The organism is Endobacterium panacihumi (assembly GCF_050847465.1).
In the GTDB taxonomy this organism is placed as follows: Bacteria; Pseudomonadota; Alphaproteobacteria; order Rhizobiales; family Rhizobiaceae; genus Neorhizobium; species Neorhizobium panacihumi.
The window spans coordinates 1,216,334-1,240,850 of sequence record NZ_JBOZRA010000001.1; the positions used below are offsets into that span (position 1 = coordinate 1,216,334).

Consider the following 24,517-nt stretch of genomic DNA (forward strand, 5'->3'; position numbering starts at 1 on the left):
GATTTTTCCATGCGCGAAGTCAGGTCAACCGATCAGCGCCCACGATCCTTGGGCTCGACGCCGATCGTCTCATTGAACCCATCCTCGACACCATCGAGCAGGCGGCGGATGTAGAACAGGTTCTGGGCAGGGAGCAGCCGGCGCAGCTGGTAGGTGTCGTTTGCCTTCCACTCCTGATCTCCGCCCAGCAGCTTGGATGTCAGTTTGGCGAAGCTCGAAACTGTTGTCTCGAACTTTCCGTAGACCGGACCGAGCAAGGCGGCACCGGGCGAGCGACTGATGTAACGGGCATCAGGCATGTCCGCCCCAATGGCACGGAATATGTCGGCCGATCCGCCCGTCCATTTTGCCGCGATGGAATTACCTTCCTGGTACCAGCCGAGAATGCCGGAACGGTTGACGCCGGCCTTGATCCAATCGGCGGCCTCTTTCGGCGCCGGCCGGTTGGCGACATGGCTGTAGGCGTATTCCGCCAGCACGCCGAGCGCAACCGCCGACGCCATGCCCTGCAGCACCTGATGATCGCGCGCCTGCAGGCTACGCACCAGCAGCCGCTCGTTGGCTGCCGTGACAAAGGTCTTGTACTGTAGGATCAGGGCTGCGATTGGCTTGCTCATCATGAGAGGCTTTTCGGCACCAGGCGTCAGGACCATAAGATCGACGTCGCGGGCGAGCATGCCTTCGAACGCTTGGCGCGCGCCGGCGTCGGACCAGGCTCCAGCGTTCGGGATCCTGATGCCATCGATGACGTCCGAACCGCCTTCAGCGGAAAGCTGTTTCCAGATCCTTTCCGCCATAACGCCATCAATGCCACTTTCGGCCAGGTCGCGGATCTGGCGCGGCTTTGCCTTGCCCGCTGCAGAAGCCTCGACGGCGCGAGTGATCTCGGCGCTGGAGACCATGCCGGCCGCATGCTTGGCGAAATCGGTCCAGGGCGACATGGCATTGAACATCCCGAACTTGTCGGCCGCTACGCTGACAGCGCGCTCGAACTTGCTGGTTGGTGCGTAAACATCCATCAAGTCGTAGAGGCTGTGGCTCCTCGAGCTCAGGTAGGTCTCGGCCGCAATACCGAGCGCCCGCAGCTGCTGCTTATGGGCCATGACCGCCTTGCGGGTCTCGGGGTTTGTCATGGCCTTGAACATCGGCCCCCAAGCATTGCGCAGGACAGACGTCATGCCATAACGCCATTGCATGCCAGCGAGATCTGAAAGCGAGGAGAGGGTCGCGCCGCCGAGATTGGTGATCAGATCAAACCGTGCGGCCGTCGATGCCATGCGGCCGAGGAAACGCTGGGAAGGGTCAGAGGAATAGCCGTAGGTCTTGCGGATCCTGTCGCGCATGGCTGCCAAATCCTTGACCACGTCGTCATATTCCGCCTTGATCTTTGTCCGCGCCTGGTTACTGCCGGCAGCAGCTGCTCGAGCGACATGCTCGTCCTGCAGGCGGCGAAACGTTTCCGTCATGTCGACGTCGCCGAACCGCTCGGTCAAAAGCACGTCCGGCACCATCGTATTCAGATAGATGTCCGAAACCTTCTGCACATCGGTCTCGAGATATTCGCGCACCAGATTGTCGGGGATCATGAAATCGCGTGAAGCCAGAGGGCCTCGCATGGCAGGTCCGGCAGCGCCGGCGTTCGAAGCAGAGGGCCTATCATAGGGCAGGCGGCCATCCGGATTGCCGACCAGGCGCTCGACGATTTCATTCGCCAGGTCCTCGAGCTCGCGGCGATCGCGCAGCCGTTCCTTGTCGAGGATCCGGCGAACCGCGTCATCGATGGCCGGATCGGCCGAGGTGAGGCGGCCGCCCTTGCCGGAATACTCGCCGGCATCCACCTTCGCCTGGCGATCGGCCTCGGCCGTCGATCGAGCGCGCAGCGCGGCTTTGGCCTCCGAGGCGGACTTGCCTTCCCACCTGCCGATCAGCTCCTCGATCTGCTCGCGTACACCGTCCCGCTTGGCCGTTAGGTCGGCGATGCGCCGCTCGAGGTCATCGACCTGGGCTGCCCGGCCAGAGGCCCGATCAGCCAGACTGTTGCCACGGCTCCGGATCTCGGTCTCGAAAACGGCACCACCGTGCGCACCCGGCAGCTTTTGGTCTAGACCCGCCTGAAGGTCAGTTCGGAGCCTTCGCAACTCGTCACGATACGGCTTTGCAGCAGCGAGCGCTTTTGTTCTAGCCTTCTCGAGCGCGACGAGGTCATCCGCACCCAGCGCTCGTCGAGCCTGTTTCGCATTCTGGCGAGCCGAGGTGATCCCTCCGGAGAAGCCGGAACGCACACTCTCGGCCGCTTCGGCGAATTCATCGAGCCCTTCCAGGGCCGCAACGATATCTCGGCCCTCGCGCATTTTCGTATGAGCGCTTACAAGCTTGAAGATAAGCGCGTCGGCATCACGGATATCCGGAAACTTCACCTTTTCATCGCGGATAGCATTTCCCAGTTCTGCTATTCGCTCAAGCTGCGGGCCAGCCTCCTCTTCGACGGAACGTATCGCGGCGCGCAATTCATCCAGAGGCTCGGAGAGCTTTGCTGATCGCTTGAAGGCGAACTGGTTGAGGCGCTGCACTTCACTCCGGCGAACCTCCAGATCATCTGCAGCGTTCTGCCCGCGCTCAAGCTGCGAGGTAAGTTTTTCGATGGTCTCGTCATAACCATCCATCAGGTTACGGTGCCCCTGCAGGGCCTCCTGGATCTGGGCCTTTTTGCCTTCTTCGCCATCGAGCCAATCGGCGAACCGCTGCACGACAGCCGGTCGATCGGCGATCAGGCGTTGCTTGTTCCACACGCGCATCATATAACTGTCGGCCGTCTTGGCGTCGACGCCTTCAGGCAGGAGACCGGCCTTGATGGCGCGGTCCCGCCACGGATCGAGGACATTGGCACGAAGGAAACGGGCAGCCTCTGCCACTTCTGGAACGTCATGCTGGTCACCATTGCGCAGCGCCAGATCGACCTGGTCCTTGAAATCGGGGAAGCGCAGCTTTCCGTCATCCGGCCCCTGCAGGAGATCGCGCGTGCCGCGCAGTTTCTTCTGCAGGAAGTTTTCGTCGCCACCGGTGCGGTAACGCGAATATGTCTTGTCGAACATTTCCGCGACAGCGACGCGGCCGCGATTGGCCTCCAGCGTCACCTGCCGGGAAAGGGCAGGGCCTTGTGTCGTTGCCACGCCTTCTAGGTTTTCGTCGAAGATGTAAGGCGTTTCGACCAGGTCGACGACGGCACGGCGCGCGCTGACGAAACCGGAATTGAGTACGCGGCGAGGAGGAGAAATCCGCCCTGTCGGGTCTGGCAGCTTGTCCAGGCCCGGCACGGTGCGTAATTCAAGCTGGCGAGTGTCGGCAGCCGCAGCACCTGCAGACTGCGGCTGCGGCGCGATCGTGTCGCCCCAGGCTTGGCGATCGGCATTGAGGAGGCCGGTGACAGCCTGGCGCTCCGATCGGGACATCAATGCGCCGGCGCCGGCGCCAAGCAATCCGGAAAGGATCGTCGCAGTCCCGATGTTCGCCGCGACCTGGCCAGCCGTGTAATCATCGGTCGTGCCATACATGACAGCTTCACCGACAGCCGCGCCGGCCGCACCGGCGATCGCGACATCACCACCGATGCGCAGCGCATTCGCCCCGCGCGCAGCACCCTGAAACACCTTGGCAACGGGAAAGAAGATGGTCGGATCGAGCAGGCCCATGCCGACGCCGGCGACGGTGCCGGACCAGCCGGATCGAGAAATCACCGATCGGGCGTTTTCGTCCTGGTCCCACTCGGCCATGATCGAGCGGGTTTCGTCCTCGTTGCGGGAAAATGCGAAGCGCTGCGGATCCGCCTCGTATTTCGTGTCCTTGATCAGCGCGAACGGATCGTGATCCGGATCCGTCTCGACCTCGGCATGGTTTTTCAGGTAGCGCCAGCCGCGATAGACCCAGTTGCTTTCGACGCCGGCCGCGCCGATCGTGTCGAGCAGTGACGGATCTTCCGGCGCCGGCATTTCCGGCTGCGCGATCGTAGAGCGCAGCGGCACGAATTCGTCAGGAATGGAAGGCATCAGTTATCAATCCCGTCCCAGGGCAGGGCCTCGATGTGTTTGCGGTATTCCTCGAGGCGCTTCGGTTGCTCATCGCGCAGCTCCTTTATCCGGCGCGCACGGTCCTCGAGGTCGGCCTTGCCGGCGCCGAAACCGTACAATGGCCCGATCGACGTTCCGCCGGGCAGAACAAGCCACGGGTCGTTACGCGTGCGACGCTCCTCCTGGGCCGCCTGCAGTTCGGATGCCTGTGCCGCCTTCGGATCGAAGAAGTGGCGGAGAGGGCGCCCCTTGTCGTCAGTCACGAGCTCGTCGAGCCCGGTCTTTGGATCGACGACGGAAATCAGGTAACCGGGCAGCTCGCCGCGATCGACGGCTGCCTCGGTTTTCCGATCGGATACGAGAGACAGGTTTTCCGATTTCACATTGTGCCGGCCGGCGATTTCGGACAATTCCTTGCGGATATATCCATGGGCGCCGGCAACAGCCGGATAATGTTGCTCTGGCGGGAAGAGCATGAGGCGGCCGCCGCTTTCGCCAAACGATGACGAGGCGCCCCAGATTTTTTGCATGCGCTCGACTGCCTGCTCCTTGGCTCGATCGAGATCCTGCGTCGTGGCATAGCGGTCACCGACGAGAGAAACGTAATCGCTCATCATCATGCGGCGCGTGTCCGGATCCGTCGGCGCGATGACATCGAAAACGGAATTCTGATCGAGCGCGTCGACGACATCCTCGAAGCTGACCTTACGGGCTTCGGTTTCACCCTTGGATACAAGCGGCTTTACACGCTCCTGCCAGCGCGGATCGGCCTTTTCCTTCAGCCAGCCGGTCATTTCGTCGGGCGTCATGTAGCGCAGGCGGCCCTGCCAGTCCTGGACGCGTGAAACCGCATCGTCACCGAACTGCTGTTTCACGGCGAGAATGCCGTCAGTGCCGGCCAGGTAATCCATCTGCGTCATGGCGGCGGTTTGCACGGCCGGATCCTGTGATAGCATCTGCGCTTTCAGCGCCTTGCTTTCCTCTGGATTGAACATCGGGGGCTGGAAACCATACGCGTCGCCGACAACCTTTCGCTGCTGATTGCGCAAGATCAAGCCGTCAGAGATCGTATCGGCATTGGTGGTGTCGATCGCCTGCAGCTCAATCAGGCCCGCCTTGTCGGCCTGTCCGAGCGGGTCTGCTGCACGCTCCTTCAGGATCAGCTCTGCTTTTTTGCTGGCGGCCGCAAACACTTTCGCTTGGTCGGCATAACCTGCCTCACCAGGCTGCGGAGCAAGCTGCGCCACGCGAGTGGTGATCTCGTCCGGATCGTCGCCTTCCATGCCCGACGTCGCCTGATAAATCTTCAAGGCCTGCTCGCGTGCAGCACCCCATTCCGCGGCCTTGTCAGGGCCGAGCGTGTCGGACACGGTCTGCTCATCGAGATCCGCGACGCCGGCCCCGGTGTCCTGCATGCTGGCAACATCGTCTTCGACCAGAGATTTGACGCGAACCTGCTCGGCCTTGTTCGTGGTTTTTTGGGCACTCTTGAGGCGCTGGGCGTCGGCAAAGTATGTATCCGACATGCCCTTGACGTCATTGAAGGGCAGGGAAGCCAGCGGACCCTTGCCGCTTTTCCATTCCTCGATGATGCCGGTGGCGAAGCGCTCTTTCTCCTCGACTGTAGGGAGCGCATCATAGACGCCCTGGATCCGGCCCCGCGCCGCGCGCTTGGCGATATCGGCCTTGCGGGCGACACCCTGGTCCGGCGTGAGAATACCCTGCGCGATGGCTCCATCGATGGAGGCCTGCATTTCTGCGACCTGTTCGCCGATGATCTGGTCGCCTTCAGGATTGGCGCCCAGCACCTGCGCCTGGCGCTCGAGGTCGACCGATCGCGCGGCATAACCACTGCTGAAGGCCGCGTCCTGTTCTTGCCTGAGGTTTGCCTCATATTTGGTCGCGACATTGCGCGCATAGGCCTGCGTCCGTTGTCCGAAGCTTTTTTCGAACATCTCGCGCGCGACAGGATCAGCAGGCAGTTCATCGAGATATTTCTTACGCACCTCGCCGGCAGCCGCGGCAAACGCTTGCGGATCGTCCGGATTATCGAGAGCAGCGGCGGAAAGATCATTGCTGACACCTTCCTGCATGCGCCAGCCCCAAGCCGAAAGAGCGGCATCATCGTATGCGTCGCCACGGATCGTGCCATCTCGACGTAGTGCGAGCGGCTTTGTTGAGAGCGTAGGGACGGTGACAGCTGTTGATGACTTTGCCCTTTTATCAGGAGCATAGAACTTGGCCTGCGCGTCGTGCAGCTTTTCGGCATAAGCACTCGCGTCTTCCGGCCGCTTAAATTTTCCAAGGTGCTGCCCAGACGACCGGTAGAGTTCAATCGCCTCATCATCCGAAAGGAGCTTGCCATCCGGTGATACCGTCGGGATCAACACCTCTCGACCGTCCTCTCCGAACGAGATCGAGCGGACAGTGCTGATACTGCCATCGCTGTTTTCAACTACCGGCCGCTTGGCTAGATCTATAGTTCCCTTTTCCAAGAGGCCCGGCTGATCACCCGATGGCATGGGCGATCGCTCACCCGCAGGAACGCCTGCAGCACCGCGAATGATTGCGGCCTCACGCGCTCTACGCTTCGGATTGCTGCTGAGGCCTTGGACAGCGTTGGCGATCGCGCCGATGTCACCGGTGCGCGCGGCCGCTACAACGTTGTCCGGAAGAGAGCCGTAATTGTAACCGACCGATGCGAGACCGGCCTTTGCCCGATCGGGCAGGGCATCCCATGTTGCGCCGAGCTGACGCTGTACCTGCAGCCCTTCGCGTTTGGTGAGACGGTAATTCAGATCTCGCTCGGCGTCATCGCGCGACACCGTCATACCTTTGGTGACGCGGACCACCTTTCCGTCAGCCGTCACGGTCGTATCGGAGCCATATCCGACACGATGCGCATTGACGTCCCAATATGGGTTTTCTCGAAACCCTTCCTCTTTGCGCAGGATCGCCTTGGCTTGCTGTTCCCAGGGGCCGGTTCCGGCCATACCGGCAGCGCTGTCTACCGCCTCGCGATGCTGGATGTAGGCGGACGTTGTGCCGAGATCTCCGCCCTGCTGGGAGGAAAGTCCCTCAAGGGCGCCCTCGCGCTTGGCCGCTGCGTCGGCCATCGCCCCGAGACGCTTAGACAGGCTGCCTGCAGCCTGCGCCAGCATTTCTGCCGCCTGGCCTGTGTTGATCGCATAACTGGGAACATCAGGAGATATGCCGGCACTGGCGTCAAAACGAGCGAGCTGGCCGGGGTTGCGAGAAGAACGGTTTGCCATCAGCCGCGCTCCGCCAGGCTCATACCATAACCGGCAACATCACCGAGGGCACCAAGCAAAGCGCCGCCTTTCGTAGACTTCGCGCGATCGCGCAGGCCGGCGGCACGCTGGCGCAGGAGAGCACGCCGAAATTCCGTGTCCTGCTGGTCGATCGAGATCTCGGTCGCGGCACGCTGTTTCTGCTGGGCGGCATTGTCGGCCGCGATACCCTGTGAAAGATCGATGCCGGCAGCGGCGAACGCCACAGAATTGTTGCCGAGTACGCGGGCGAGCTCGCGCGTCATTTTCGTTTTTCGCTGCTCACCGCCGAGCTGCTCCTGTCCAGCCTGCAGTTCGGCCTGGTCCGCGGCTTGGTTGTCCGCCCTTGCAGAGGCCGAAGCCGCACCGATCCCGCCGAGAACCTTGAGGACGGTTGAGAAACCCTGCAGCGCGCCAAGCGCTCCAGACCCAGCGGCAGCCGTTGTCGCAGCCCCAGTTGCTGCACCAGCCGCGCCGGCTGTGCCCGCTGCCGCGCCTGACAGGCCGAGGCCCGCGAAAACTTTTCCGATCGCCGCGAACGCCAGCTGCATGAAAATCCCCGGTTAGAGTGCAGTCTCGACGGTAATCGACCGGACGTTCAGTCTACCGGGGCGTAGCTGGGAGATCGTGATGAAGGGAGCGACCGCATAGCCGCGCAGGCCGGTGATTTTGATTTCTCCGGTCACGCCCTGGTCAAGCTCGCCGACATCAGCGAGCACGCCATAACGGTGGAGGTTGACCTCCCGCATCGCACCGCCATTGGTGCCGATCGCCAAGCTGGTGGTGTCGACGATCGATACATGTACAGTGTGGATCCGCGCTTTTCGCTTCAGGACAGTGTTTGGACCGATGTCGCGCGGAGGAGAAAGGGTCGATACGATCGGCGGCCGCCAGGTCCCGACAGTGGTCTTCGTCACGGCAATCGGCAATGTGATCGCCCCACCGGTGACGACATATGGCCCGAAAACGTCGCGATCGCCAATCACCCAGACCTGCCGCCCATTGAAGCGCGCGAGGCCAGGCACGACTGTTGTCGGTGCGCCGGAAACGATATCGATAGCCTCGTCGAGCAACAAACCCGGTTCGAGCCGCTGCAGAGAGCGCGTACCGGCATTCTCGATGACGAATGACAGCTCGTTTCGTGCGTTTCTGGCGGTCGCCTTGAATAGTCCGTCTGCGGAAAACCGACTGTAAGCGGTGACTTCCTGCTCACGCAACAAGGTGACAAGGCGCGCTTGGCCGTCCTTTCTGATGATAGCCTGCAGGTTTCCATCCATCGAGGCAGAAGATCTGCGCGACGCCTGGTCCACAACGTCTTCGAGAAGGTGGGAAGCGAGGAGTGATGTGTCAATCGCGACAAAGTTACCCTCGACATCCGTGTATCGAAGCTCTCCGATCGTGGATCCATTCGCATGGCACCAGATCGCGGCACCCTCGTTTTCGATGACCGGCACGCCGCGCTTGATGCCATTGCGTGACGCCTGCACATGGTTCGGCGCCTCCACCTTGGAAAGAGCACGCTCGGCGATCCAGTACTCTGCCTGCGTCGTGAATATCAGCAGGTTCAGCGAGGCGACCATCCTCTCGATGCGTTCACCACCCGCCTTATCCATGGGAATGATGGCGGGGCCGTTGGCTTCAGTAAATCGTAGATCGTAATTGAAGTAATCGCCCTGAAGAGACATCAGCCATGCATTCGGCAGTGACCGCAGGCCACCGACTAATAAGCGTTGCTGCCAGAAGACGCCACACTGCGGCCATCCTCGAGTAGGCGACATGACCGGCTCGCCCGGCATGACACCGGGCACGCGCTTGGAAGCCGTAATCGCTGCATCGGCCTTGTTGATGACGCGTCCGGAAACAGCCCAGCCATCGCCCTCGTTGCCATCGCCGGTAAACAGGATTTCGATTACCTTGTCGGAGGGGGAGGTTACCTCAATACCAGGAGAAACATTGGCCAGCTCCTCGACTGCCGCCCGGATGGCATCGGCCAAATCCGGCATCGTGGCGACGTAGGTCAACGCCTTTGTTTCTTGGCCGGAAACGGTAACAACGAAGATCGACGTGAATGCCTCAAGGCCAACGAATTCCAGCCGCCAGCGCGCGGGTACGCCGTTTGTGTAGTCTCCCCCGTAGTCATAATTTGGGATGTTCTCGAACGGCAAATCGTCTACGACCCAGCCCGCGTCCGTCGCGCGGATCCGCTTGGAGCGCAGGTTTTCGTGGAATAAAAGCATCGTGTCGGACTGTTGAGCTTCCGTCATCTCGTCAACGACGGGTGACAAGCCCGGTATAACGATCGTGGCTGTGATGGCTGACGCGGTCCAGATCTGACAGACCTCTCCCGAAAAAACGAGATCGTATGCGGCGCCAGTAGATGCGTGGAACGGCAGTATCTTCGAAGCATTAGCAGGAAGATCGCCGACATGACGCAAGCCATCCCGGACGCGAAAACCACCCTGCGGGATAATGGCCACGTTCTCCGCATGCTGCAGGCCGGTGGAGAAATATTTGAGCTGGGTACGGTCGAACAGATATTCACCAAGCTCGCCGGCGGTGAAGGCGGATTGCATGCGACCAGGTCGAGAGACCATCAGCCCCTCCAGCTTGCTTCGAGCGGATTACGGGCGACAGAGACCCGGCGCGGCGGATTGGCGAAACCATCCTCGGAAAGTGCTGCGCGCATCTGGCCGCCGCGGAAATTTTCCGATGGCGTGCCGTAAGCTGCCTGCAGCTGCTGCGCCTGCGTATTCCGATCCGAAGCAATGGCAAAGGCCAGATAACCGGAGAGGGCTGTAATCGTCGCCATCTTGAAGGTCGCCGTCCATAGATGCGGATCCGGGCGGAAATTGACCATGGCATAAAGCGGATTATCATCGGCGTGCACGCGACCGCTGGTCAGCAAGAAACGCGTATAGCGCCGATCGGGATCACTGGGGTCGTCGGTGAAGAATACAGGAGGACCAATCTTTTCCCCTGGAACCTCAAACACGAATTCGAAGCCGGTGTAAGCGACAGCATCGGTGAGATGTGACAACTGGCGAACCTCACGCGCGAAATGAAAACCGGATGGCTGGAGCCCAAGATTGAAGTCGATGACCGCCTCGAGCAATACGGACGCGCTCTGGCCGCCGCCGAGATCATCGGTCAGGCTTTGAACCGGTTCTTCGCCGATCATGGCGCAGGCGGTGTTGACGATATCGAGAACGGTGAGCAGTGCCATGATAGATCTCCAGAAACGGCAAACCCTCGCCGGGGCGTGGACCGGCGAGGGCAAGGCGCGCGAACGTCAGGCTGCGATGTTCTGCGCGGCGACGGTGACCGCCGTAGAAGTGACGACGGTAACCACATAGTTTCGGCGCATGATCGCTCCGCCGAAACCAAGCGTCGCGTCGATATGATCTCCGGCCTTGACGCGCTTCGCCAGCGCATTGAAGTAACCTGCGGTTTCGACCGCGGCGCGATCATCCGCCGTTACGTACTTATGGATGCCAAGGTTGGCGCCTGCGACGCCGTCAGGATCGAACATGAAATCGACAGTTCGAAATCCTTTGATTTTGAAGGCCATGGTTGGCTCCTGGAATATTGATGAAGGATGGCGCCGGCGTCCGTGCCGGCGCCGATGGCTTTAGCCGACGACGATCGCCGAGTTGGTCGAAGTGCGAAACCGCTTGATGCCCTTGCCTTCCTGCATGGGAGACGCAGCGCCCTTGCAGGTCATATTGACGGTCCACCAATTTTCGTAGTTGTCCCAGTCCGTGATGACCGACAGATCCGTGTTGTTGGCCCAGCCCATCGCGGACTTGTGCCAGATGAACAGATCCTGCTGATTTGCACCGGGGACCGGATACAGATCGCCCGCATCCTCCTCGACGAAGAGGAACCAATTCACGCCGTTCCAGAAGCGCGTGTCCGTCGCTTTTACGAACGGCAAGTCGGGGCCGACATGCGCACTGTCATTGACGACCTTCTGAGCAAGAAACTGGTTCCATTGCAGGGCCGGAAGTCCGCAATAGACATTACCATCCCACGGAACCTTGTCGTTCTGAAGAGCCGCGCACAGCGTCAGGGCGCTAGCCGCGCCGAAAGCGCCGGCAGAGAAGTCCAGGCCGCCGATTGCTGGAACCGCCGTCGCCATCTGCTGATAGATTTCGATGTCCGTTGCGCGGCCGAGCGCATTGGCACCGCTTTCGTAGACGACTTCCTTTTCGTCGACGCTCATACGGTCGACGTCATATTCCTCAATGACATCGAACGCTTTCCAGGTGGCGAGCGACACCTCGACCTTTTTGCGCTCGGCATTCGAGGGCTGGTTGCGTTCTCGGCGCTCGACCTTCTTGGCCTTGGACTTGCCGGCAAGCCAGAAGACGCCTTTTTCGTTGTTCTCGATGCGCATGGCCTGCGTCACTGTCGGACGGAGGCGGTTGCCCTTATTCTGATAGATGTGCATCGCCCGATTGGCGTACTGCACCGTGTTCCAATTTGGCGCGTTCTGCGTCATTGAAAGGCCCTCGATGGTTGGGGAATGCACCGAGGAGGAGAGGCCACAAAAAACCCGCGGGTCCGGTTTTATCCGGAGAGGCCGCGGGCTTAGCAGGTCCGCCCGTGTGCTGATCATGACGATAAGCGGGCGGCAGTACCGTCAACTTTTAGCGCGGAGGATGAAGACGCGCATACGCCGCGTCATACTTCTGGCGAAGCGCCTCATCGAAGCGCTGCGCCGGATCCTTGTGGTCACGGTTACGCGGATCAATCCGCGGATCGCTATCTAGTTTTTTCAGATCATCGGCGGTTAGCTGACCATGCTGGCCGCCGTCACCCGAGATCCGGATGCCTGCTTCGTTGAGACGCCCGGAGAGCGCCTTGATCAGAACATTGCCGACGGCCGTGTCAGTGAGCCCGAGCAGGGTCGCCTCGACGTCGGCCTTCATGTCGTCAGGAATACCCTGCAGCTGACCAACGAGACCTTTGGCAAACGTCTCATTGGCCGTCAGCGTTTCCTGCGTTGTCTTCGGATCCAGCCCGGTAGCCTTCATGAAGCCGGAGAGCTCGGCCTGCGGATCGAACGGGGCAGGAAGAAGGCCGGCATCGACCATCGGGCCGTAGGTTTCGGAGATAAAGCCGGCGAACTGGTCCTGGCTCATCCCCATCTTGTGCGCCGCATTGCGGGCGTGGCTCATTGCGGGGTTGTTCGCCAGATCGCCAAAGAACGGCTTCAGCTTGTCGCCCGGATCGAATGTATACATGTCCGGCTTTTCCGGTGCGGCCGGCATTTTCGACAGCTTTTCGCGCATGCCGCCGAAACGGGTGTTGAGGTCGTTGTAACCACCAAGCAATTTGCCGAGCGCCTCGTCGGCATTCGCGCCGGAAAATTCAGTTGGCAGGCCCTGGGGCGCAGCCCAGGTGTCGCCACCGCCACCGCCACCGCCACCACCGCCGCCACCAAGGCCTTCTCCTTCAAAAACCGGCCGAAGCCGGGAAAGAATGTCTCTCATCTCACGCCGTCCTTTCAGGTTTCGCGAGGCTGGATAGCCTCGGCATTGCCGCGCGCGATCTGGCGGGCAATCTCATGCGCGAGGGCGTTCTGCCCTTCGCGAAATGCACCAAACGTCGCCATCGATGCCGGATCGAGGCCGAGCTGCACGAAGAAAACGGTCCGGCGCAGCGTCGTGTCGAACAATCGCTCTAGCGCCTTTTTCCCGTCCGGACTTTCGTAGAAGCGGGCCCAGGCGCTGGCGATCGTCTTTGCGTCCTCGGCATCCTTTTCCTGACGGACATCAAGCGCGGTTTTCACGGACGGGTCGGCCTGTTCGAACCACTCCCAACCGCCTTTGCCGGCAGAGCCGATAATGGATTGCAGATCCTGCGCACTGAACATCACATTGCTCCTGTTGCGCCGGCAGCGGCCGCAAGCGCCTGGGCAGCGGCAGCCTGCTGCTCGGCCTCATCCATGGCTTGCCGCTGCTCGGCTGTGACGATGTAGTTGTCCGGCACGCTCATCTGGCGGCCGATATCGGAGAGGGCGACCTCGAGGTGAGCAACGCGGCCGCTGCGTTCGCCGAGAATCATCAGCACCATCTGCAGCCACTGCACGATCTTCTCGATGCGCTGCGCCTCACGCGCGATCGACAGAGGCGACTGGATTTTCACCTTTGTGATCAGCTGGTCGATTGGCACCTCGACCTGCAGAAGCCCCTTATTGTAAGCGAGCTCTAGCACACGCTTGATGGCCGGAATTGTGACTTCCTTGATCAGGCGGCCATAAGCGCCAAGGTGGTCGGACGCTAGGCGCTTCACCCGCTCGAGGATCTCCGTCGCCGAACGCACGGCCGCGCCATCTGCCGGTAGGCTCTGATCCATCATCGTCGCCTTCACGCCCATGCGCAGATCGTTCAGGACAATGTTCTGCAGGTCGAGGCGCGGATCTGGGAAACGATTGATCGACGGCCCCATCGTGCCGCCGTTACGGGCGACCTTCCAGAAAGCACCAGGCTCGAGGGCGGCGAGATCCGGATTGAACACGCCGTCATCGACCGCGGTATAGATCCCGAGCATTGCGATCGCAGCCGCCTGCAGCTGCAGGCGCGCCGTGGTGTTGAGTGTCTTGATGGTCGGCATCGCCAACATGACGGGGCCGCGGCCCATGGTTTCACCTGGAACGCGGAAATAGCGCGGGATCAGCCAAGGGCAGGTGCGCGATTGCGTCGAGTAGATAATCGACGCCTGTTTATTGCACCACACGAGCATGTGCCAGCGGCGCTTTTTGCGATCATAGACCGTGTCGACGTTGACCTCGATCTCGCCTTCCGGCTTTTCGCGGTGGAAATCCTGAAGATCCTTGCTGAAATTGCCTTCAGGCCACGTATCGAACAACACCCGGACGCTCATCTTCCGGGTCCAGAAGATCGCAGCGACCTTGTTGTTCGGACCCTGCTCGATCAGAAGCTCGTTTATGGGGACCGATATCGGTTCCCAAAGCAGATCCGGCTCGTCGGTGGAATTCATCAGGATCGCGCCCGTGCCGGCGGATAGATCCAGGGCCATCTCATGGAAGGCCATATCCCAGTCGCCATCCTCGAAAAACGCCTGCGCGACCTTGCTGGTCGGGCCCAGTTGCTGGATCAGCTGTTCGCGTTCGGCCTGGTCGAGAACGATCGGCCCGGGCTCGAGCTTGAAATTCTCCTGCCCGGCCGGCCAGAAATCCTGCTGGACTTTACCGGCGAACCGGAAAGCGCTGTCGATTGCCGTATGGTCGAAGACCTGGTCGACACGCTTCTCCGCAGGACCAGTGTCCTTGATCGATTTCCGGAATGGAATGGCATACTGGTATGCCTCGTCGAGCATGGGCTGAAAGGCGTCACGCTCACGTTGCGCGGCGTTTCGGCGCGCCTTCAGCTTGTCGACTTCGAACATCAGGCCTGCCCGAGCTTGTTGAGACCGTCGGAATTCAGGTTCGTCAGGAAGGTCAGCATGCGACCGCCCGTTTTCCGGCCTGCGGGCGCCGCTGCGGCCTGATCGGTCTCCGCCTGCTGGCGGGCAAGATCCGCCAAGGTCCGGCGCTGCTGCTGTTCAGCCTGCTGTTTTGCGAGCTTCGCGCCCTTATCACTTCCGCCTAAAATACTTGGCATGCCAGATATCCCCGCTTTCGACGCCCTCGGCAAACTGAAAACCGACGAGACGCGCGATGCGCCTGCCGGCCGCCGAGGTGCAGATCACCACGATTTCAGGGTAAGAGCGGGAAGCTAAGGTCAACCGCATCTGGCGAATGATGTACGGCATATGGGCCGCGGCCTCCGGACGGACATTAAACCAGGCCTCGGCACCACCATCGATGGGATACAAACCCATGAGGCCGATCAGCTGATCGCCATGGCGCCATGCAAAGGTTTCGCCGCCGGACCACATTTCCTTGACGACGGCCCAGTGCAACGAGGTGCCGGCACCGCCGAGTTCGGCCATATCAAAAATCGTTGCCGGTGCCTGGATCGAATACGTCATCGAGCGCCAGCCTTGTGCGGATCAAAGCCCCCCCGACCCCACGGGGAGCGAGAACGCGGCGGCCGATCGGCGCGATCCTCGACATGATCCCGACCAGCTGCTCCACGGATGACGCCGGCGCGGCCGCGAAAGCCACCGATCAGATATTGTCCGCCGTCGTGGATATCTGACCACGGGTGCGTTTTTTCCGGCTGCTCCTCGTATTCAGTCGAGGCGTGATCAGGTCGCTTTTTGTAGCGGTACTTGCCATCAAACCCTTCGAGCAGGATGGGGCACTTCTCCGGACACACGAGCAATTCGCTATCCGGCTCATGGTACCCACGCAATTCCGTCTTCACGGCATCGAGGCGCATTCCGAGCTCGTTCGAGCCGCCGAAAGGGATCAGGATCGGAATGCCGAGCACCATGGCGAGGATCTCGAGGGCGGCCAGCTGCCCGCCTTCGCGGTCACCGCCATATTGCGACGCCGGATCGCCCCATGCCCGGATCTTGCTGGCCCCGCGGTAATCCTCGTCGATCTTTCGCTTCAGTGCCTCGGCAAATCGGGCAGGGCCAACACCGTGCCCGAGATAGAGCTCGTCGATCAGGACGATGCGCGGGCCCTTTTGCTGGCCAAAAACGGCGGCCGGGTTGAGCGTGTTCGTCGAGATGTCAATGCCGATACCGAGAGCCAGACGCGGATCAAAATCGATGCGGCGACGAGCAACATGGATCAGCCGATTGAATTTCTCGTAGACCGGTTTGCCGTGCCTGGAATAGCCGAATTCGTTATCGACCATGCGCTTGACGAAGTGATCATCCTGGTTGCGGATGATGCGATCGTAATAATCCTGATCGAGGTTGAACCGGTTTTCGGCCTCCGCCGATCGGCCGGAAGGCTGGATAAACAGCTTTCGGTCGTCAGTCGGATGCTTGATGAATTTTTTGTAGGTCCAGTTATCGACAGTCGGCGCGTTGAGATCGCCGATCACCTGGCGCTGGCGCTGGCCGGAAACAATTTTGTGCCCCAGCTTCCGGCTAAGCTCTTCGAGCTCGCGCACGGTGAGCAGGATGTTCGCCGAGGGATAGCGGCCGACGCGCTGCTCGAGGTCGTCGATCGCGCCCTCGGCATGCGTATCGGCTTCGTTGAGCCAGCCGCCCGAATATTCTCGGCCCTTCATCAGGGTCTCGATTGAGTTTTCGCCAAGGCCCGCGAATTCCGTCACGACCTCGATGCGGATCCCGTCGCTACCCATGAAACGCAGCGTGTGAGTGACAGGACGATCATTGCCACCAGCCCATTTCGAGCCCGGAAACCCCTTCGGAAACCACTGTTTCCAGCTTTCCAGAACCGTCTTTTCCGCCGATCGGAACGTGTCACGCAGCACGATCCACCGGCACATGCGCGTCGGCTTCTTGTCTTCCGGATGCCATGCCACTGGCGCCAGCGTGGCGGCGATGATCCGCCTGAAGGCGCAGGCCGTAGTCTTACCGCCACCCAGAGGCCCCATGATGAAGCTGGTCAGGAAAGCCGAGTTCAGGAACGCTTGGCCGACCGGGCCGGGCGGAGTGTAGTCGAACGGATCGAAGTCACCGACGATATCAAGGTCGGCGACGAGGCTGCGAAGCTGCTCGTCGGTATGGACCTTGATGTCGTCACGGGTGACGAGATTGGAAATATGCTGGCTCATGGGCGGCAGCCCATCGAGCCAGAGGCCGGCGCGCGCATCAGCGCAGGCGCGCCGGCACCGCTGAAGTCGATCGACGACCGAAGGGCGGAGAGCGTCCGTTCAATCATTCCCCAATCCCAGGACAGGATTTGGCGCCCCCGACCCCAGGCCGGCGAGGAGAGGGCGCGGCCGACGGGCTTAGCCCGCACCCCGGCCCCAAGGCGGCAGAGATTAGACGCGGCGTAGAAGACCAAAAACACAACCTGCGAGTGGCTCAAGGCACCTTGCTGAAATCTGGATCGGTGCGCGCACGCGTACCCCTGGGGGGCGGGGTGCCCCCCACTTCGGGGGAAGCCCGCGCGGCCAGGGGGGGTGGCGAGCCATGCATGGGGGGCAGGGGTGGCACTGGCGCGGGCTGCCGGGCTTGGCCGATCGCTCGAAACAGGCCGGTCCCCCTCCAAAAGCAACTGATAACCAGTCAGTCTAAAATTCTCGTAAGCGATTGAAATCATTATCACTTCGCATCCTTGGAATTATGAGGCGTGGAATTCTTCCCGTCGCGTTCCGTTAAGTCATTGATTTTGCTTGCTGTCAGTTCGACCAGCGGCCGACCGACAGACAGCGACTTCGCATGCACCAGCTGCGCCTGCTCGATCTGGTTTGTGCCAGCATTGATGACCAGGACGGGCAGCCGCTCGTCGTCCTGCGCCTCGCGTGCCGGTGCCTTGCCGTGCAGGTAGGGGGCGAGCTCTTTCGCGCAGTCCATCTGGGCTTTCACGATGTCCGAGAGCGCCGGCACCGCCTTGCCGAACATCTTGCCGATCGCCTTCTGCGTCCGCTCATGCTCGATGTAGAAGGCCTGAAGCGCGACCGGGTCGGCCGACATGAACTCGGCCTGCAGCTGCAGCGGATCCTTGTACCCCTGCGCGTCGTACCAGGCCGAAAAGTCCTGCGTCTTGCGGTTCATCGAGCCTTTCGGCCGACCGCGCGACCGCTTCGCCGCCTTCTCCGGGTCGTCGCGCTCCAGGCTGGAGGCGGCATCGGCACGCCAATCCGACCCCAGATCGTCAGTATCCTCGATTATTTTATTCCGATCCGTCACAGCCGCCTGTCTAGAACCTGTCTAGCCTCTGTCTAGTGATATTAACCTAATCTATTCATATACTTAGATGTATATTTAGACAGTTAGACAGATAGACAGACGTAAGCCTCACATGTGTACGCACCCGTATGCACATTATGAGGAGATTTGCTGTCTAGCTGTCTAACTGTCTAATCTCTGGCTCATTCGCCAATGATTTCAATCGCTTCACTGCCTAGACAGACACTAGACAGTTAGACAGTTTCCGAGGGCCGCACCGCAGCCCATGGTTACGCTACAGGAGGCCGAAAACCGTCAACCGCGCTCTTTTCAGCACGCCAAAGGGTCGGGGTCCGGCCTCCACCTGTAAAAATGCACAAAAATGGCGGTCCCCTGCTGCCGCAGGTTGCGGATACTATTTTGCTAGCCATCGGGTGTACTCATGGAGGGAGATGAAGCTGCAGCGCGCCTGCCTGCCGGCGACGCTGACGCGGTTGTCGAACTTGCCGGGCGTAAGCTCCACCTTTGTCATCACGACGCGCGGATCGCCGCGCCTGAAGGCGAATTTCCAGTTGCCCTGCAGCCCGTTCGAGAAGGGCGTGCCGTTGAGCGCCTTGGCCAGCACGCGGCTGTCATGCGGGATCGCCAGCAGATAGCTTTTCCGGCGTTGCGGATCCTCGACCAGGCCGAGATCGATCAGGGAGAGGCGATCGCGCACCTCGTGGATGCTTTCCCCGTCCTTGATGCGCTCGAGCTCCTGGGCAACGGTTCGACGAGCACCGCCCGAATAGTTCTCGATGACGCTGGTCAGCACTGCCAAAAGCGCCTGTTCCCATGTCGGAGCCTTGCCCTCAAGCTCCGGCACGCTCTCGGCCGATAGCCATTCGCCCCACTTGGAAAGATCGTCCCAGGGGAGGCCGAGGGATCTCAATCCCTCGTCGCCGAGCATGGTATGCGCCACGGCCAGGAACGTGCCGAACGTCTTCTGTCCACGGCTGTCATGCCCGTGCTCCTGAAGAATATTGGCATAGTCATCAAGACGATACTGCAAGTCCTTCCACCGATCCGCGAGGATGCGCAGCAGCCGAGGGCCGACCGTTTCGGGCGCCTGCAGGACGGGAGGCTTGCCGCCTGCCTTCAGCGGCATAAGCTCGATGATCGCCAGTCGCGTGAGCGATGCCGGCGGCATGGGCGGGGGATTGATGCCGCTGAAGAAGAATGTCGATCGCGCCTGAAACTCGACGCCCCGGTGGTTCTGGCCGCCGCGGATCCTAACTGAGCCGGAGGCCGCGTCGCGGGCCATCTTGATGACCTTCTGTGCCTGCTCGATGCCGTCTTCGCCCTCGAGCTCGTCGACGGCGATCGGCACGCTGTCATGGCCGACAAGCTGGTAGAGGCCGGCCTCGGTCGCGTTGGTGGTCGAGACCATCATGCGGCCGAGAACCGTCTTCAGCACGCCGTCAGGCCCTGTGAGCTCGGATTTGCCCACGCCGGCATCGCCGACGATCATCACCGAGGGCCGCCAGTTGAGCGCACCACCGAGCATGGCCACGCCGATCGCGCCGAGCAGGATCACCGCATCGACGTCGCCTCGGCCCATGTTCCAGGTGCGCAGGATCTTCACCAGGCCGGGGGCAGGGTTATCGTCCGGATGCACCGCGTCTGGCCATGGCGACATCGAGCGCGGCCGGCGAACATACAGATGCTCGCCATGCTCTCCGGTGTCGCTGATATCACCGTTGATCCAGAGGTGGTCACCGCAATGCAGGATCAGCTTTCCCTCATGGTCGCGCCAGGCACCGCGGCCGCGCACCATGTCCGCCGAGGACCAGGCACCGCGCTCCCTGCAGGCAGCGTAAAGGGCTCGCCGCACCATCTCGGATTTGAACCCGGTGACGCGGCCCTTGTTGTCGAAAGATGGAAATGCCCAGTCGAGCCACGGCTCATGACCGGCAAAAAGCTTCTGGATCCGCTCGACACCCATCGAGGCCGTGCCCGTATTGAACACCTGACCCATTGTGTCGACGAAGTAATAGTCCTCACCATCGTAGCCGAGCGGCCGCACGGGCGTGTTGTATGGCAGGAAGCCGGTCGGGTCGGTGACCGCGCCATCCTTGTTCCATTCGCCCGGTTTCAGGCCGTCGTATTGCCCGCCGCGATCAGGATAAGGATCCTGCTTCTCGGCAATCTTCCGTTTTACCTTCTGCTCGGCACTGCGAATGAGGCCGCCAACCTTGCGAGCACCGACGTCGTCGTTTGTGGACATCAAAAATAATTTTCCGGCTGGCCGGAAAACGGGTCAAAAACCCGCCTTCCGGTTGACAAATGAGCGCTCAATTTCAGTTTGGTGATTTGGTCTTTTTCGTCTTCGACGACTTCGTCGAGGCCTTCACCGGCTCGGCCGGTTCTTCAGGATCGGTCGCAGCAGCGCCGCTGCCACCTTCATCACCCGCTGGCTTTGCCACCGGGTCCGCCACTTCGCCAGTCGACGTCGGCGATGCGCCATCAGCTCCGGCATCGGCTTCGCCATCATCGTCAGATAGTCCAGCCACATTGCCCTGTGCATCCGGATCCGGCGCCGGCGCGCCGCCTGCCGCCTGTCCCTGGTCTGCAGTTTCCGTTTCATCGGTCGACCCTTCCTGCGTCCCCGCGCTCATGCTGGCCGGTTTTCCCGGTTCGTTTTCCTCGTCGATCGGCGCGCCGGCGCTGAAGGCGTCGTGCTCCTCCGGCTCGTTCGCCTTCGCCTCGGCGGCCGCCAGGGCGGCAGCGTCGGCCTGCTGCTGATCCTTCAGGTATTGTTGCTGGTGCGGCTCGATCTCGCCGAGCGAACCATGCGGCTCGAAGATACTGTCCTCGAGCTTCAGTCCCGGCACGTTCTCGGCCGCGATCGCCGAGGCGTCGGCCTTGCGCTGCAGGTCCTGCGCCGATGCAAGGCGATGATGTGCCGTTGCACAAACATCAGCAAAGATCTCGAAGGCCATGCGCCGGGGCAGCGGCAGATCTTCGTAGGACGTCAGCCCCGTGTCGAAGACGCCCTCGATCTGCCCCCAGCGCCACAGACGCTCGCCGGACATCTCGAAGCCATTGATGTAGCGAGCCATCGCCAGCACGTCATCCTCGACGCTGTCACTGGCATTTCCGAACCATGTAGGCGCTGCAGCACCTTCAGCCTGGTCATGCAGGAGAAACTCGTAAAGCTGGCTGGCTGCGACATGCGCGATCCCACCACCGAAGTCTGCCGGGTTGATTTCCAGAATGTTCATCACCATCCGCTCCTTATCGCGTCGTTGACATCTTTCCCCCAGTCGGCCGGCATGGAGACCACCTCCACCGGCTTTCCGAAGCTCTTGAGACGGGTGACGGCCAGGTCGAATTGCTCCTGCGCCTGCGGCTTGCACCAGTCATTGTCCTTGAAAATGATCCAGCCATTGACGGCTGGGTGGTTGGGCACCGTGCGGAAGCCGGAGAGGCTGCCGCAGGACCACATGCGCAGCTCCGGCGCGGCGATCGCGGCCGACAATCCGTCCTCGATGCCTTCGACCAGGCCGACGATCCCCGGCCTGCCTTCCTTGGCCGCTTTCTCTGCAGAAAGACCCGTCGGCCCATCGGAAAGGCGGATGACCAGGCCGGATGTTTCCGGAAACATCATCTTCGCCTTTTCGACCTCGGCCTTGTCGGATCCGTCCGGACGCAGAAACGTGTAATGGCAGGCGGCAAGCTTGCCGTGCTCGTCGACCATGGCCGCGATCATCGCCGGCATTTTTGGCTTGCCGTCGATCCGCCAATATTCGCAGTCGCGGCGGTACCGCAGCGATCGCCCGAGGTTCGGAACGCGCGAGATCGGCGCATTGCGGGAAGCGAGATAGGCCTCTGCCGGTGTGCCTATGATGGTCGGGGCGCAGGCGAAGAAAAATTTGCGTGCCCGCTCGATCGAGGATTGCCGGCGCTTGCTGTCCGTCGCCTCGGCCGCGGCCTTTTTCGTCGCCGCCTCGGCCGCCAGCTGGTCGCGCCGGCTCTTGTCCATGGTGCGCAGGCCATAGCGGTCTTCGGCCCACTCCACCGCCGCCATCTGGCTTTCCTTGTTCACGTCGCCCGTCAGCGCGAACGCGACGAGGCCGATGGCATCGCCTTTGTCACCGGAAACGAAATCCTTCCAGGCGCCACGACGCGCGCCGGCGAGCCAGACCACCATCTGCTCTTCCTTGGAGCCCGGCCGGAACGGATTGCGCACGTTCCATGTGCCGCGATGCTTGAACTTCTGCTTTCCGAGCAGCAGCTCAGCCACGATGCTCTCGAGGTTCGCGACGATATGATCCTTGGCGACGGCGAAACGGCTCAACGTCACTCTCCCATGATCGCGCGCTCGAGCTCGGCGAGCGCCTTGTCGTAATTGCGGTCCTCGCGGCGGGTCTCGACCGCGCCGACGAGTTTCGAGACGTTCTGTTTCGAGCAGCCGCAGACTTCGGCGGCCGATGTGCTGTTCACCCCGCAGGCGGTCACCAGCAGGTAGATCTCGATCGAGCGCATGTCGGCGGCCCGGATCGCCGAGCGGTGCAGCGCCAGGCGAATTCCCTTCAATGCGATACGCGCAGCGCGCAGAACCTCGTCAGACATCGGCGGCCTCGAACATCATGTCGCCGGCGCGACGGCGCTGGGCGATCGTGCGAAGCGCAAAGCGCAGCTTCACGATCTGGGGCAGGGCGGCCCTGCCGCTCTTGCGGATCCGGCGATAGGTGGCGATGGAGATATCGGCCGCGTCGGCCAGGTCCTGGTGCTTGATGCCCAAGCGTTGGCGCCGCGCCTCGATGCGCGCGAGATGCACGGCCTGGTCGGGCCGGTAAGGTGTCCGTTCTTTCTTTCGCATCGTCTTTTCGTTTTTCTGGAATGGATCCGCCGGCACTACGGACACAGCCGGCGGTACGCGGGACTTACACGTCGGTTACGGAATGATCGGGCGGGGGCTGGGCCGCGTCCTGGTCGAGAACCCAGGCCTGCTGCCAAAGCTTATTGGCGGCCGCCACCAGCAAGCGATCCGTCTCCGGAGTGAACGTGCCGACAGGGTCGCGAAGAGCGCTTCGTGCCACCCACACGGCGTCCAGATAGTCGCCGGCTCCGAGAAAACCGGCGACATCGAGGCGATTACGGATGGTGAAATCGTACTTGGCAAGAATGTGCAGAGGGCAGCGCACCAGCCAGTCGGCCCGGTCTCGCTGCGATCGGGCATTCGCCAGGCCCTCAATGATCGGGAGGAGGGAAAGATCGCTCATGGCCGCGCCTCGACGAGGTTCTTGCGCCAATCGAAGAACCCCAACGCGCCGCGAACCGGGATAAAATCGACGGGCCGGGCGTTCCGGATGACGAAGCCGTATTTTCCAACAAACCATTCGCTGCAGGTATCCTGCAGATCAGAGTTTTCATGAGGAATGCAATCTACGATCTCGGCGACGCCAACGATGCCGCCTCGCTCGTAGGCCTGCCCATCGTCGGCGATCCGCACCAGACGGCTCGAAACCGGGTGGTACCCACGGTCGAGACATATGGCTGCTGTTTCATCGAGCTTCTTGCCAGCATGAATTGCGACTGGACCACGAAACCTCGTTGGCCAGTCACGGTTCTCGATGTCTTTGTGGCCATTGACTATCAGCCAAGCCCACGGTTGCATGATCGACAGAGCCTTGCGAGGGAGATTGCTCATGCCGCCGCCCTTTCGAACAGGTCCTCATGCTGACCGATAAATTGGTATCCGGAGCCGTGCCTGGTCTTGATTTGGCAGGTTTCCGGCAACTTCGCTCGGAGCTTGCAGACGTAGACATCAATGATTTTTTCTTCAGGGGCTTCATCCGGGCGGCTCATATAGAGCAGCGTGAGAAGACTATCTTTGGTGACGACCTGGCCGCGTTTGGCCACGAGGATCCGGAGCACCTCAGCCTCGGTTTTTGTCAGTCCCAACTCGTCGAGGAAAGCTGCCGGCGCCACAGCCAGCGCGTTCGTAATCTGCCGAATGGTTTCGCGCTCAAGCGCGTCGAGATCATTGTCTCGCCTTCGCTGCTCCGCCTCGACCGCCTCACGAGCTTTTCGCGCAGCGTCTTCGCGAGCAGCCACCTCATGAGGAGGAATAGACGAAATCGAGGTTTTTTTTCGGGGGCCAGTCTCATCTGCCCATTTCGGAAGGATGATCTCGACCGTGGTCAGATCAATCTTTTCCCACTGGCAAGGCACGGCCTTTTCTGTCCGATCAACGAATTCGGGTCGGTGAAAAAGGCTGATCTGAAACGCAGTAACGCCGCCAGTGAATGACCGCTCGTTTGCCTTCAGTGCGCCGTTTCGATCTTTCCGCAGGCGGATGACGCCGTGATCTTCACCGGTACCGATAAGCAGCTTGAAGCGATCATGGGCGGCGAAACCCATTTCCTGATATGCGGCGGCACGGATCGT

The 24,517-nt window shown here is 61.3% G+C and carries 22 protein-coding genes; all 22 read right to left on the reverse strand.

The features are described from left to right. Positions 1–32 precede the first annotated feature (32 nt). On the reverse strand, positions 33–4,043 hold the full coding sequence (locus tag ACRQ1B_RS06055; RefSeq protein WP_432292738.1) for a hypothetical protein: 4,011 nt from the start codon (positions 4,041–4,043) through the stop codon (positions 33–35). Next, a complete protein-coding gene (locus tag ACRQ1B_RS06060; RefSeq protein ID WP_432292739.1) occupies positions 4,043–7,336 on the reverse strand; it encodes a lysozyme in 3,294 nt (1,097 codons plus the stop codon). The genes ACRQ1B_RS06055 and ACRQ1B_RS06060 overlap by 1 nt, the downstream gene beginning before the upstream one ends. Continuing rightward, positions 7,336–7,905, reverse strand: coding sequence for a hypothetical protein (locus ACRQ1B_RS06065; RefSeq protein WP_432292740.1), 570 nt, complete (start codon positions 7,903–7,905; stop codon positions 7,336–7,338). The genes ACRQ1B_RS06060 and ACRQ1B_RS06065 overlap by 1 nt, the downstream gene beginning before the upstream one ends. A gap of 12 nt (positions 7,906–7,917) precedes the next feature. Further along, positions 7,918–9,948, reverse strand: a complete 2,031-nt coding sequence (locus ACRQ1B_RS06070) for a phage tail protein (protein WP_432292741.1) — start codon at positions 9,946–9,948, stop codon at positions 7,918–7,920. Beyond that, positions 9,948–10,577 carry a hypothetical protein gene (locus ACRQ1B_RS06075; protein ID WP_432292742.1) on the reverse strand — a complete coding sequence of 210 codons (630 nt, stop codon included), beginning with the start codon at positions 10,575–10,577 and terminating at the stop codon, positions 9,948–9,950. Before ACRQ1B_RS06075 ends, ACRQ1B_RS06070 begins: the two co-directional genes overlap by 1 nt. Before the next feature lie 66 nt (positions 10,578–10,643). After that, positions 10,644–10,922 carry a hypothetical protein gene (locus ACRQ1B_RS06080; protein ID WP_432292743.1) on the reverse strand — a complete coding sequence of 93 codons (279 nt, stop codon included), beginning with the start codon at positions 10,920–10,922 and terminating at the stop codon, positions 10,644–10,646. Positions 10,923–10,982: 60 nt separating this feature from the next. Next, on the reverse strand, positions 10,983–11,855 hold the full coding sequence (locus ACRQ1B_RS06085) for a phage capsid protein (protein WP_432292744.1): 873 nt from the start codon (positions 11,853–11,855) through the stop codon (positions 10,983–10,985). A gap of 148 nt (positions 11,856–12,003) precedes the next feature. Continuing rightward, the gene (locus ACRQ1B_RS06090) at positions 12,004–12,849 is read right to left on the reverse strand and encodes a hypothetical protein (protein ID WP_432292745.1); all 846 of its coding nucleotides are present in this window, start codon (positions 12,847–12,849) and stop codon (positions 12,004–12,006) included. A 14-nt stretch (positions 12,850–12,863) separates the two neighbouring features. After that, positions 12,864–13,232 (reverse strand): hypothetical protein, encoded by a 369-nt coding sequence (locus ACRQ1B_RS06095; protein ID WP_432292746.1) that lies wholly within the window; start codon positions 13,230–13,232, stop codon positions 12,864–12,866. Next, positions 13,232–14,767, reverse strand: coding sequence for a portal protein (locus ACRQ1B_RS06100; protein WP_432292747.1), 1,536 nt, complete (start codon positions 14,765–14,767; stop codon positions 13,232–13,234). The genes ACRQ1B_RS06095 and ACRQ1B_RS06100 overlap by 1 nt, the downstream gene beginning before the upstream one ends. After that, positions 14,767–14,982, reverse strand: coding sequence for a hypothetical protein (locus ACRQ1B_RS06105; protein WP_432292748.1), 216 nt, complete (start codon positions 14,980–14,982; stop codon positions 14,767–14,769). The genes ACRQ1B_RS06100 and ACRQ1B_RS06105 overlap by 1 nt, the downstream gene beginning before the upstream one ends. After that, positions 14,957–15,313, reverse strand: coding sequence for a hypothetical protein (locus tag ACRQ1B_RS06110; protein ID WP_432292749.1), 357 nt, complete (start codon positions 15,311–15,313; stop codon positions 14,957–14,959). Before ACRQ1B_RS06110 ends, ACRQ1B_RS06105 begins: the two co-directional genes overlap by 26 nt. Positions 15,314–15,348: 35 nt before the next feature. After that, entirely contained in the window at positions 15,349–17,022 is a 1,674-nt protein-coding gene (locus tag ACRQ1B_RS06115) for a hypothetical protein (protein ID WP_432292750.1), read from the reverse strand. Positions 17,023–17,515: 493 nt separating this feature from the next. After that, on the reverse strand, positions 17,516–18,103 hold the full coding sequence (locus ACRQ1B_RS06120) for a hypothetical protein (RefSeq protein WP_432292751.1): 588 nt from the start codon (positions 18,101–18,103) through the stop codon (positions 17,516–17,518). Positions 18,104–18,497: 394 nt separating this feature from the next. Continuing rightward, positions 18,498–20,348, reverse strand: a complete 1,851-nt coding sequence (locus ACRQ1B_RS06125) for a hypothetical protein (RefSeq protein WP_432292752.1) — start codon at positions 20,346–20,348, stop codon at positions 18,498–18,500. Positions 20,349–20,421: 73 nt separating this feature from the next. Then, positions 20,422–21,345, reverse strand: a complete 924-nt coding sequence (locus ACRQ1B_RS06130; protein WP_432292753.1) for a hypothetical protein — start codon at positions 21,343–21,345, stop codon at positions 20,422–20,424. Then, positions 21,345–22,421, reverse strand: a complete 1,077-nt coding sequence (locus ACRQ1B_RS06135; RefSeq protein ID WP_432292754.1) for a DUF7146 domain-containing protein — start codon at positions 22,419–22,421, stop codon at positions 21,345–21,347. Before ACRQ1B_RS06135 ends, ACRQ1B_RS06130 begins: the two co-directional genes overlap by 1 nt. A gap of 2 nt (positions 22,422–22,423) precedes the next feature. After that, a complete protein-coding gene (locus tag ACRQ1B_RS06140; protein WP_432292755.1) occupies positions 22,424–22,696 on the reverse strand; it encodes a hypothetical protein in 273 nt (90 codons plus the stop codon). After that, a complete protein-coding gene (locus ACRQ1B_RS06145) occupies positions 22,689–22,946 on the reverse strand; it encodes a hypothetical protein (RefSeq protein ID WP_432292756.1) in 258 nt (85 codons plus the stop codon). Before ACRQ1B_RS06145 ends, ACRQ1B_RS06140 begins: the two co-directional genes overlap by 8 nt. A 64-nt stretch (positions 22,947–23,010) precedes the next feature. Continuing rightward, the gene (locus ACRQ1B_RS06150; protein WP_432292757.1) at positions 23,011–23,349 is read right to left on the reverse strand and encodes a hypothetical protein; all 339 of its coding nucleotides are present in this window, start codon (positions 23,347–23,349) and stop codon (positions 23,011–23,013) included. Further along, positions 23,346–23,777 (reverse strand): ASCH domain-containing protein, encoded by a 432-nt coding sequence (locus ACRQ1B_RS06155; RefSeq protein ID WP_432292758.1) that lies wholly within the window; start codon positions 23,775–23,777, stop codon positions 23,346–23,348. The genes ACRQ1B_RS06150 and ACRQ1B_RS06155 overlap by 4 nt, the downstream gene beginning before the upstream one ends. Continuing rightward, positions 23,774–24,490: a winged helix-turn-helix domain-containing protein gene (locus ACRQ1B_RS06160; RefSeq protein ID WP_432292759.1), complete on the reverse strand. Its 717-nt coding sequence runs from the start codon at positions 24,488–24,490 to the stop codon at positions 23,774–23,776. Before ACRQ1B_RS06160 ends, ACRQ1B_RS06155 begins: the two co-directional genes overlap by 4 nt. Positions 24,491–24,517: the final 27 nt, after the last annotated feature.

Excerpts from the sequence above, each read along its gene's own strand:
- ACRQ1B_RS06055 (WP_432292738.1), bottom strand. The coding sequence starts at position 4,043 with ATGCCTTCCATTCCTGACGAATTCGTGCCGCTGCGCTCTACGATCGCG.
- ACRQ1B_RS06060 (WP_432292739.1), bottom strand. The coding sequence starts at position 7,336 with ATGGCAAACCGTTCTTCTCGCAACCCCGGCCAGCTCGCTCGTTTTGAC.
- ACRQ1B_RS06065 (WP_432292740.1), bottom strand. The coding sequence starts at position 7,905 with ATGCAGCTGGCGTTCGCGGCGATCGGAAAAGTTTTCGCGGGCCTCGGC.
- ACRQ1B_RS06070 (WP_432292741.1), bottom strand. The coding sequence starts at position 9,948 with ATGGTCTCTCGACCTGGTCGCATGCAATCCGCCTTCACCGCCGGCGAG.
- ACRQ1B_RS06075 (WP_432292742.1), bottom strand. The coding sequence starts at position 10,577 with ATGGCACTGCTCACCGTTCTCGATATCGTCAACACCGCCTGCGCCATG.
- ACRQ1B_RS06080 (WP_432292743.1), bottom strand. The coding sequence starts at position 10,922 with ATGGCCTTCAAAATCAAAGGATTTCGAACTGTCGATTTCATGTTCGAT.
- ACRQ1B_RS06085 (WP_432292744.1), bottom strand. The coding sequence starts at position 11,855 with ATGACGCAGAACGCGCCAAATTGGAACACGGTGCAGTACGCCAATCGG.
- ACRQ1B_RS06090 (WP_432292745.1), bottom strand. The coding sequence starts at position 12,849 with ATGAGAGACATTCTTTCCCGGCTTCGGCCGGTTTTTGAAGGAGAAGGC.
- ACRQ1B_RS06095 (WP_432292746.1), bottom strand. The coding sequence starts at position 13,232 with ATGTTCAGTGCGCAGGATCTGCAATCCATTATCGGCTCTGCCGGCAAA.
- ACRQ1B_RS06100 (WP_432292747.1), bottom strand. The coding sequence starts at position 14,767 with ATGTTCGAAGTCGACAAGCTGAAGGCGCGCCGAAACGCCGCGCAACGT.
- ACRQ1B_RS06105 (WP_432292748.1), bottom strand. The coding sequence starts at position 14,982 with ATGCCAAGTATTTTAGGCGGAAGTGATAAGGGCGCGAAGCTCGCAAAA.
- ACRQ1B_RS06110 (WP_432292749.1), bottom strand. The coding sequence starts at position 15,313 with ATGGCCGAACTCGGCGGTGCCGGCACCTCGTTGCACTGGGCCGTCGTC.
- ACRQ1B_RS06115 (WP_432292750.1), bottom strand. The coding sequence starts at position 17,022 with ATGAGCCAGCATATTTCCAATCTCGTCACCCGTGACGACATCAAGGTC.
- ACRQ1B_RS06125 (WP_432292752.1), bottom strand. The coding sequence starts at position 20,348 with ATGTCCACAAACGACGACGTCGGTGCTCGCAAGGTTGGCGGCCTCATT.
- ACRQ1B_RS06130 (WP_432292753.1), bottom strand. The coding sequence starts at position 21,345 with ATGAACATTCTGGAAATCAACCCGGCAGACTTCGGTGGTGGGATCGCG.
- ACRQ1B_RS06140 (WP_432292755.1), bottom strand. The coding sequence starts at position 22,696 with ATGTCTGACGAGGTTCTGCGCGCTGCGCGTATCGCATTGAAGGGAATT.
- ACRQ1B_RS06145 (WP_432292756.1), bottom strand. The coding sequence starts at position 22,946 with ATGCGAAAGAAAGAACGGACACCTTACCGGCCCGACCAGGCCGTGCAT.
- ACRQ1B_RS06150 (WP_432292757.1), bottom strand. The coding sequence starts at position 23,349 with ATGAGCGATCTTTCCCTCCTCCCGATCATTGAGGGCCTGGCGAATGCC.
- ACRQ1B_RS06155 (WP_432292758.1), bottom strand. The coding sequence starts at position 23,777 with ATGAGCAATCTCCCTCGCAAGGCTCTGTCGATCATGCAACCGTGGGCT.
- ACRQ1B_RS06160 (WP_432292759.1), bottom strand. The coding sequence starts at position 24,490 with ATGGGTTTCGCCGCCCATGATCGCTTCAAGCTGCTTATCGGTACCGGT.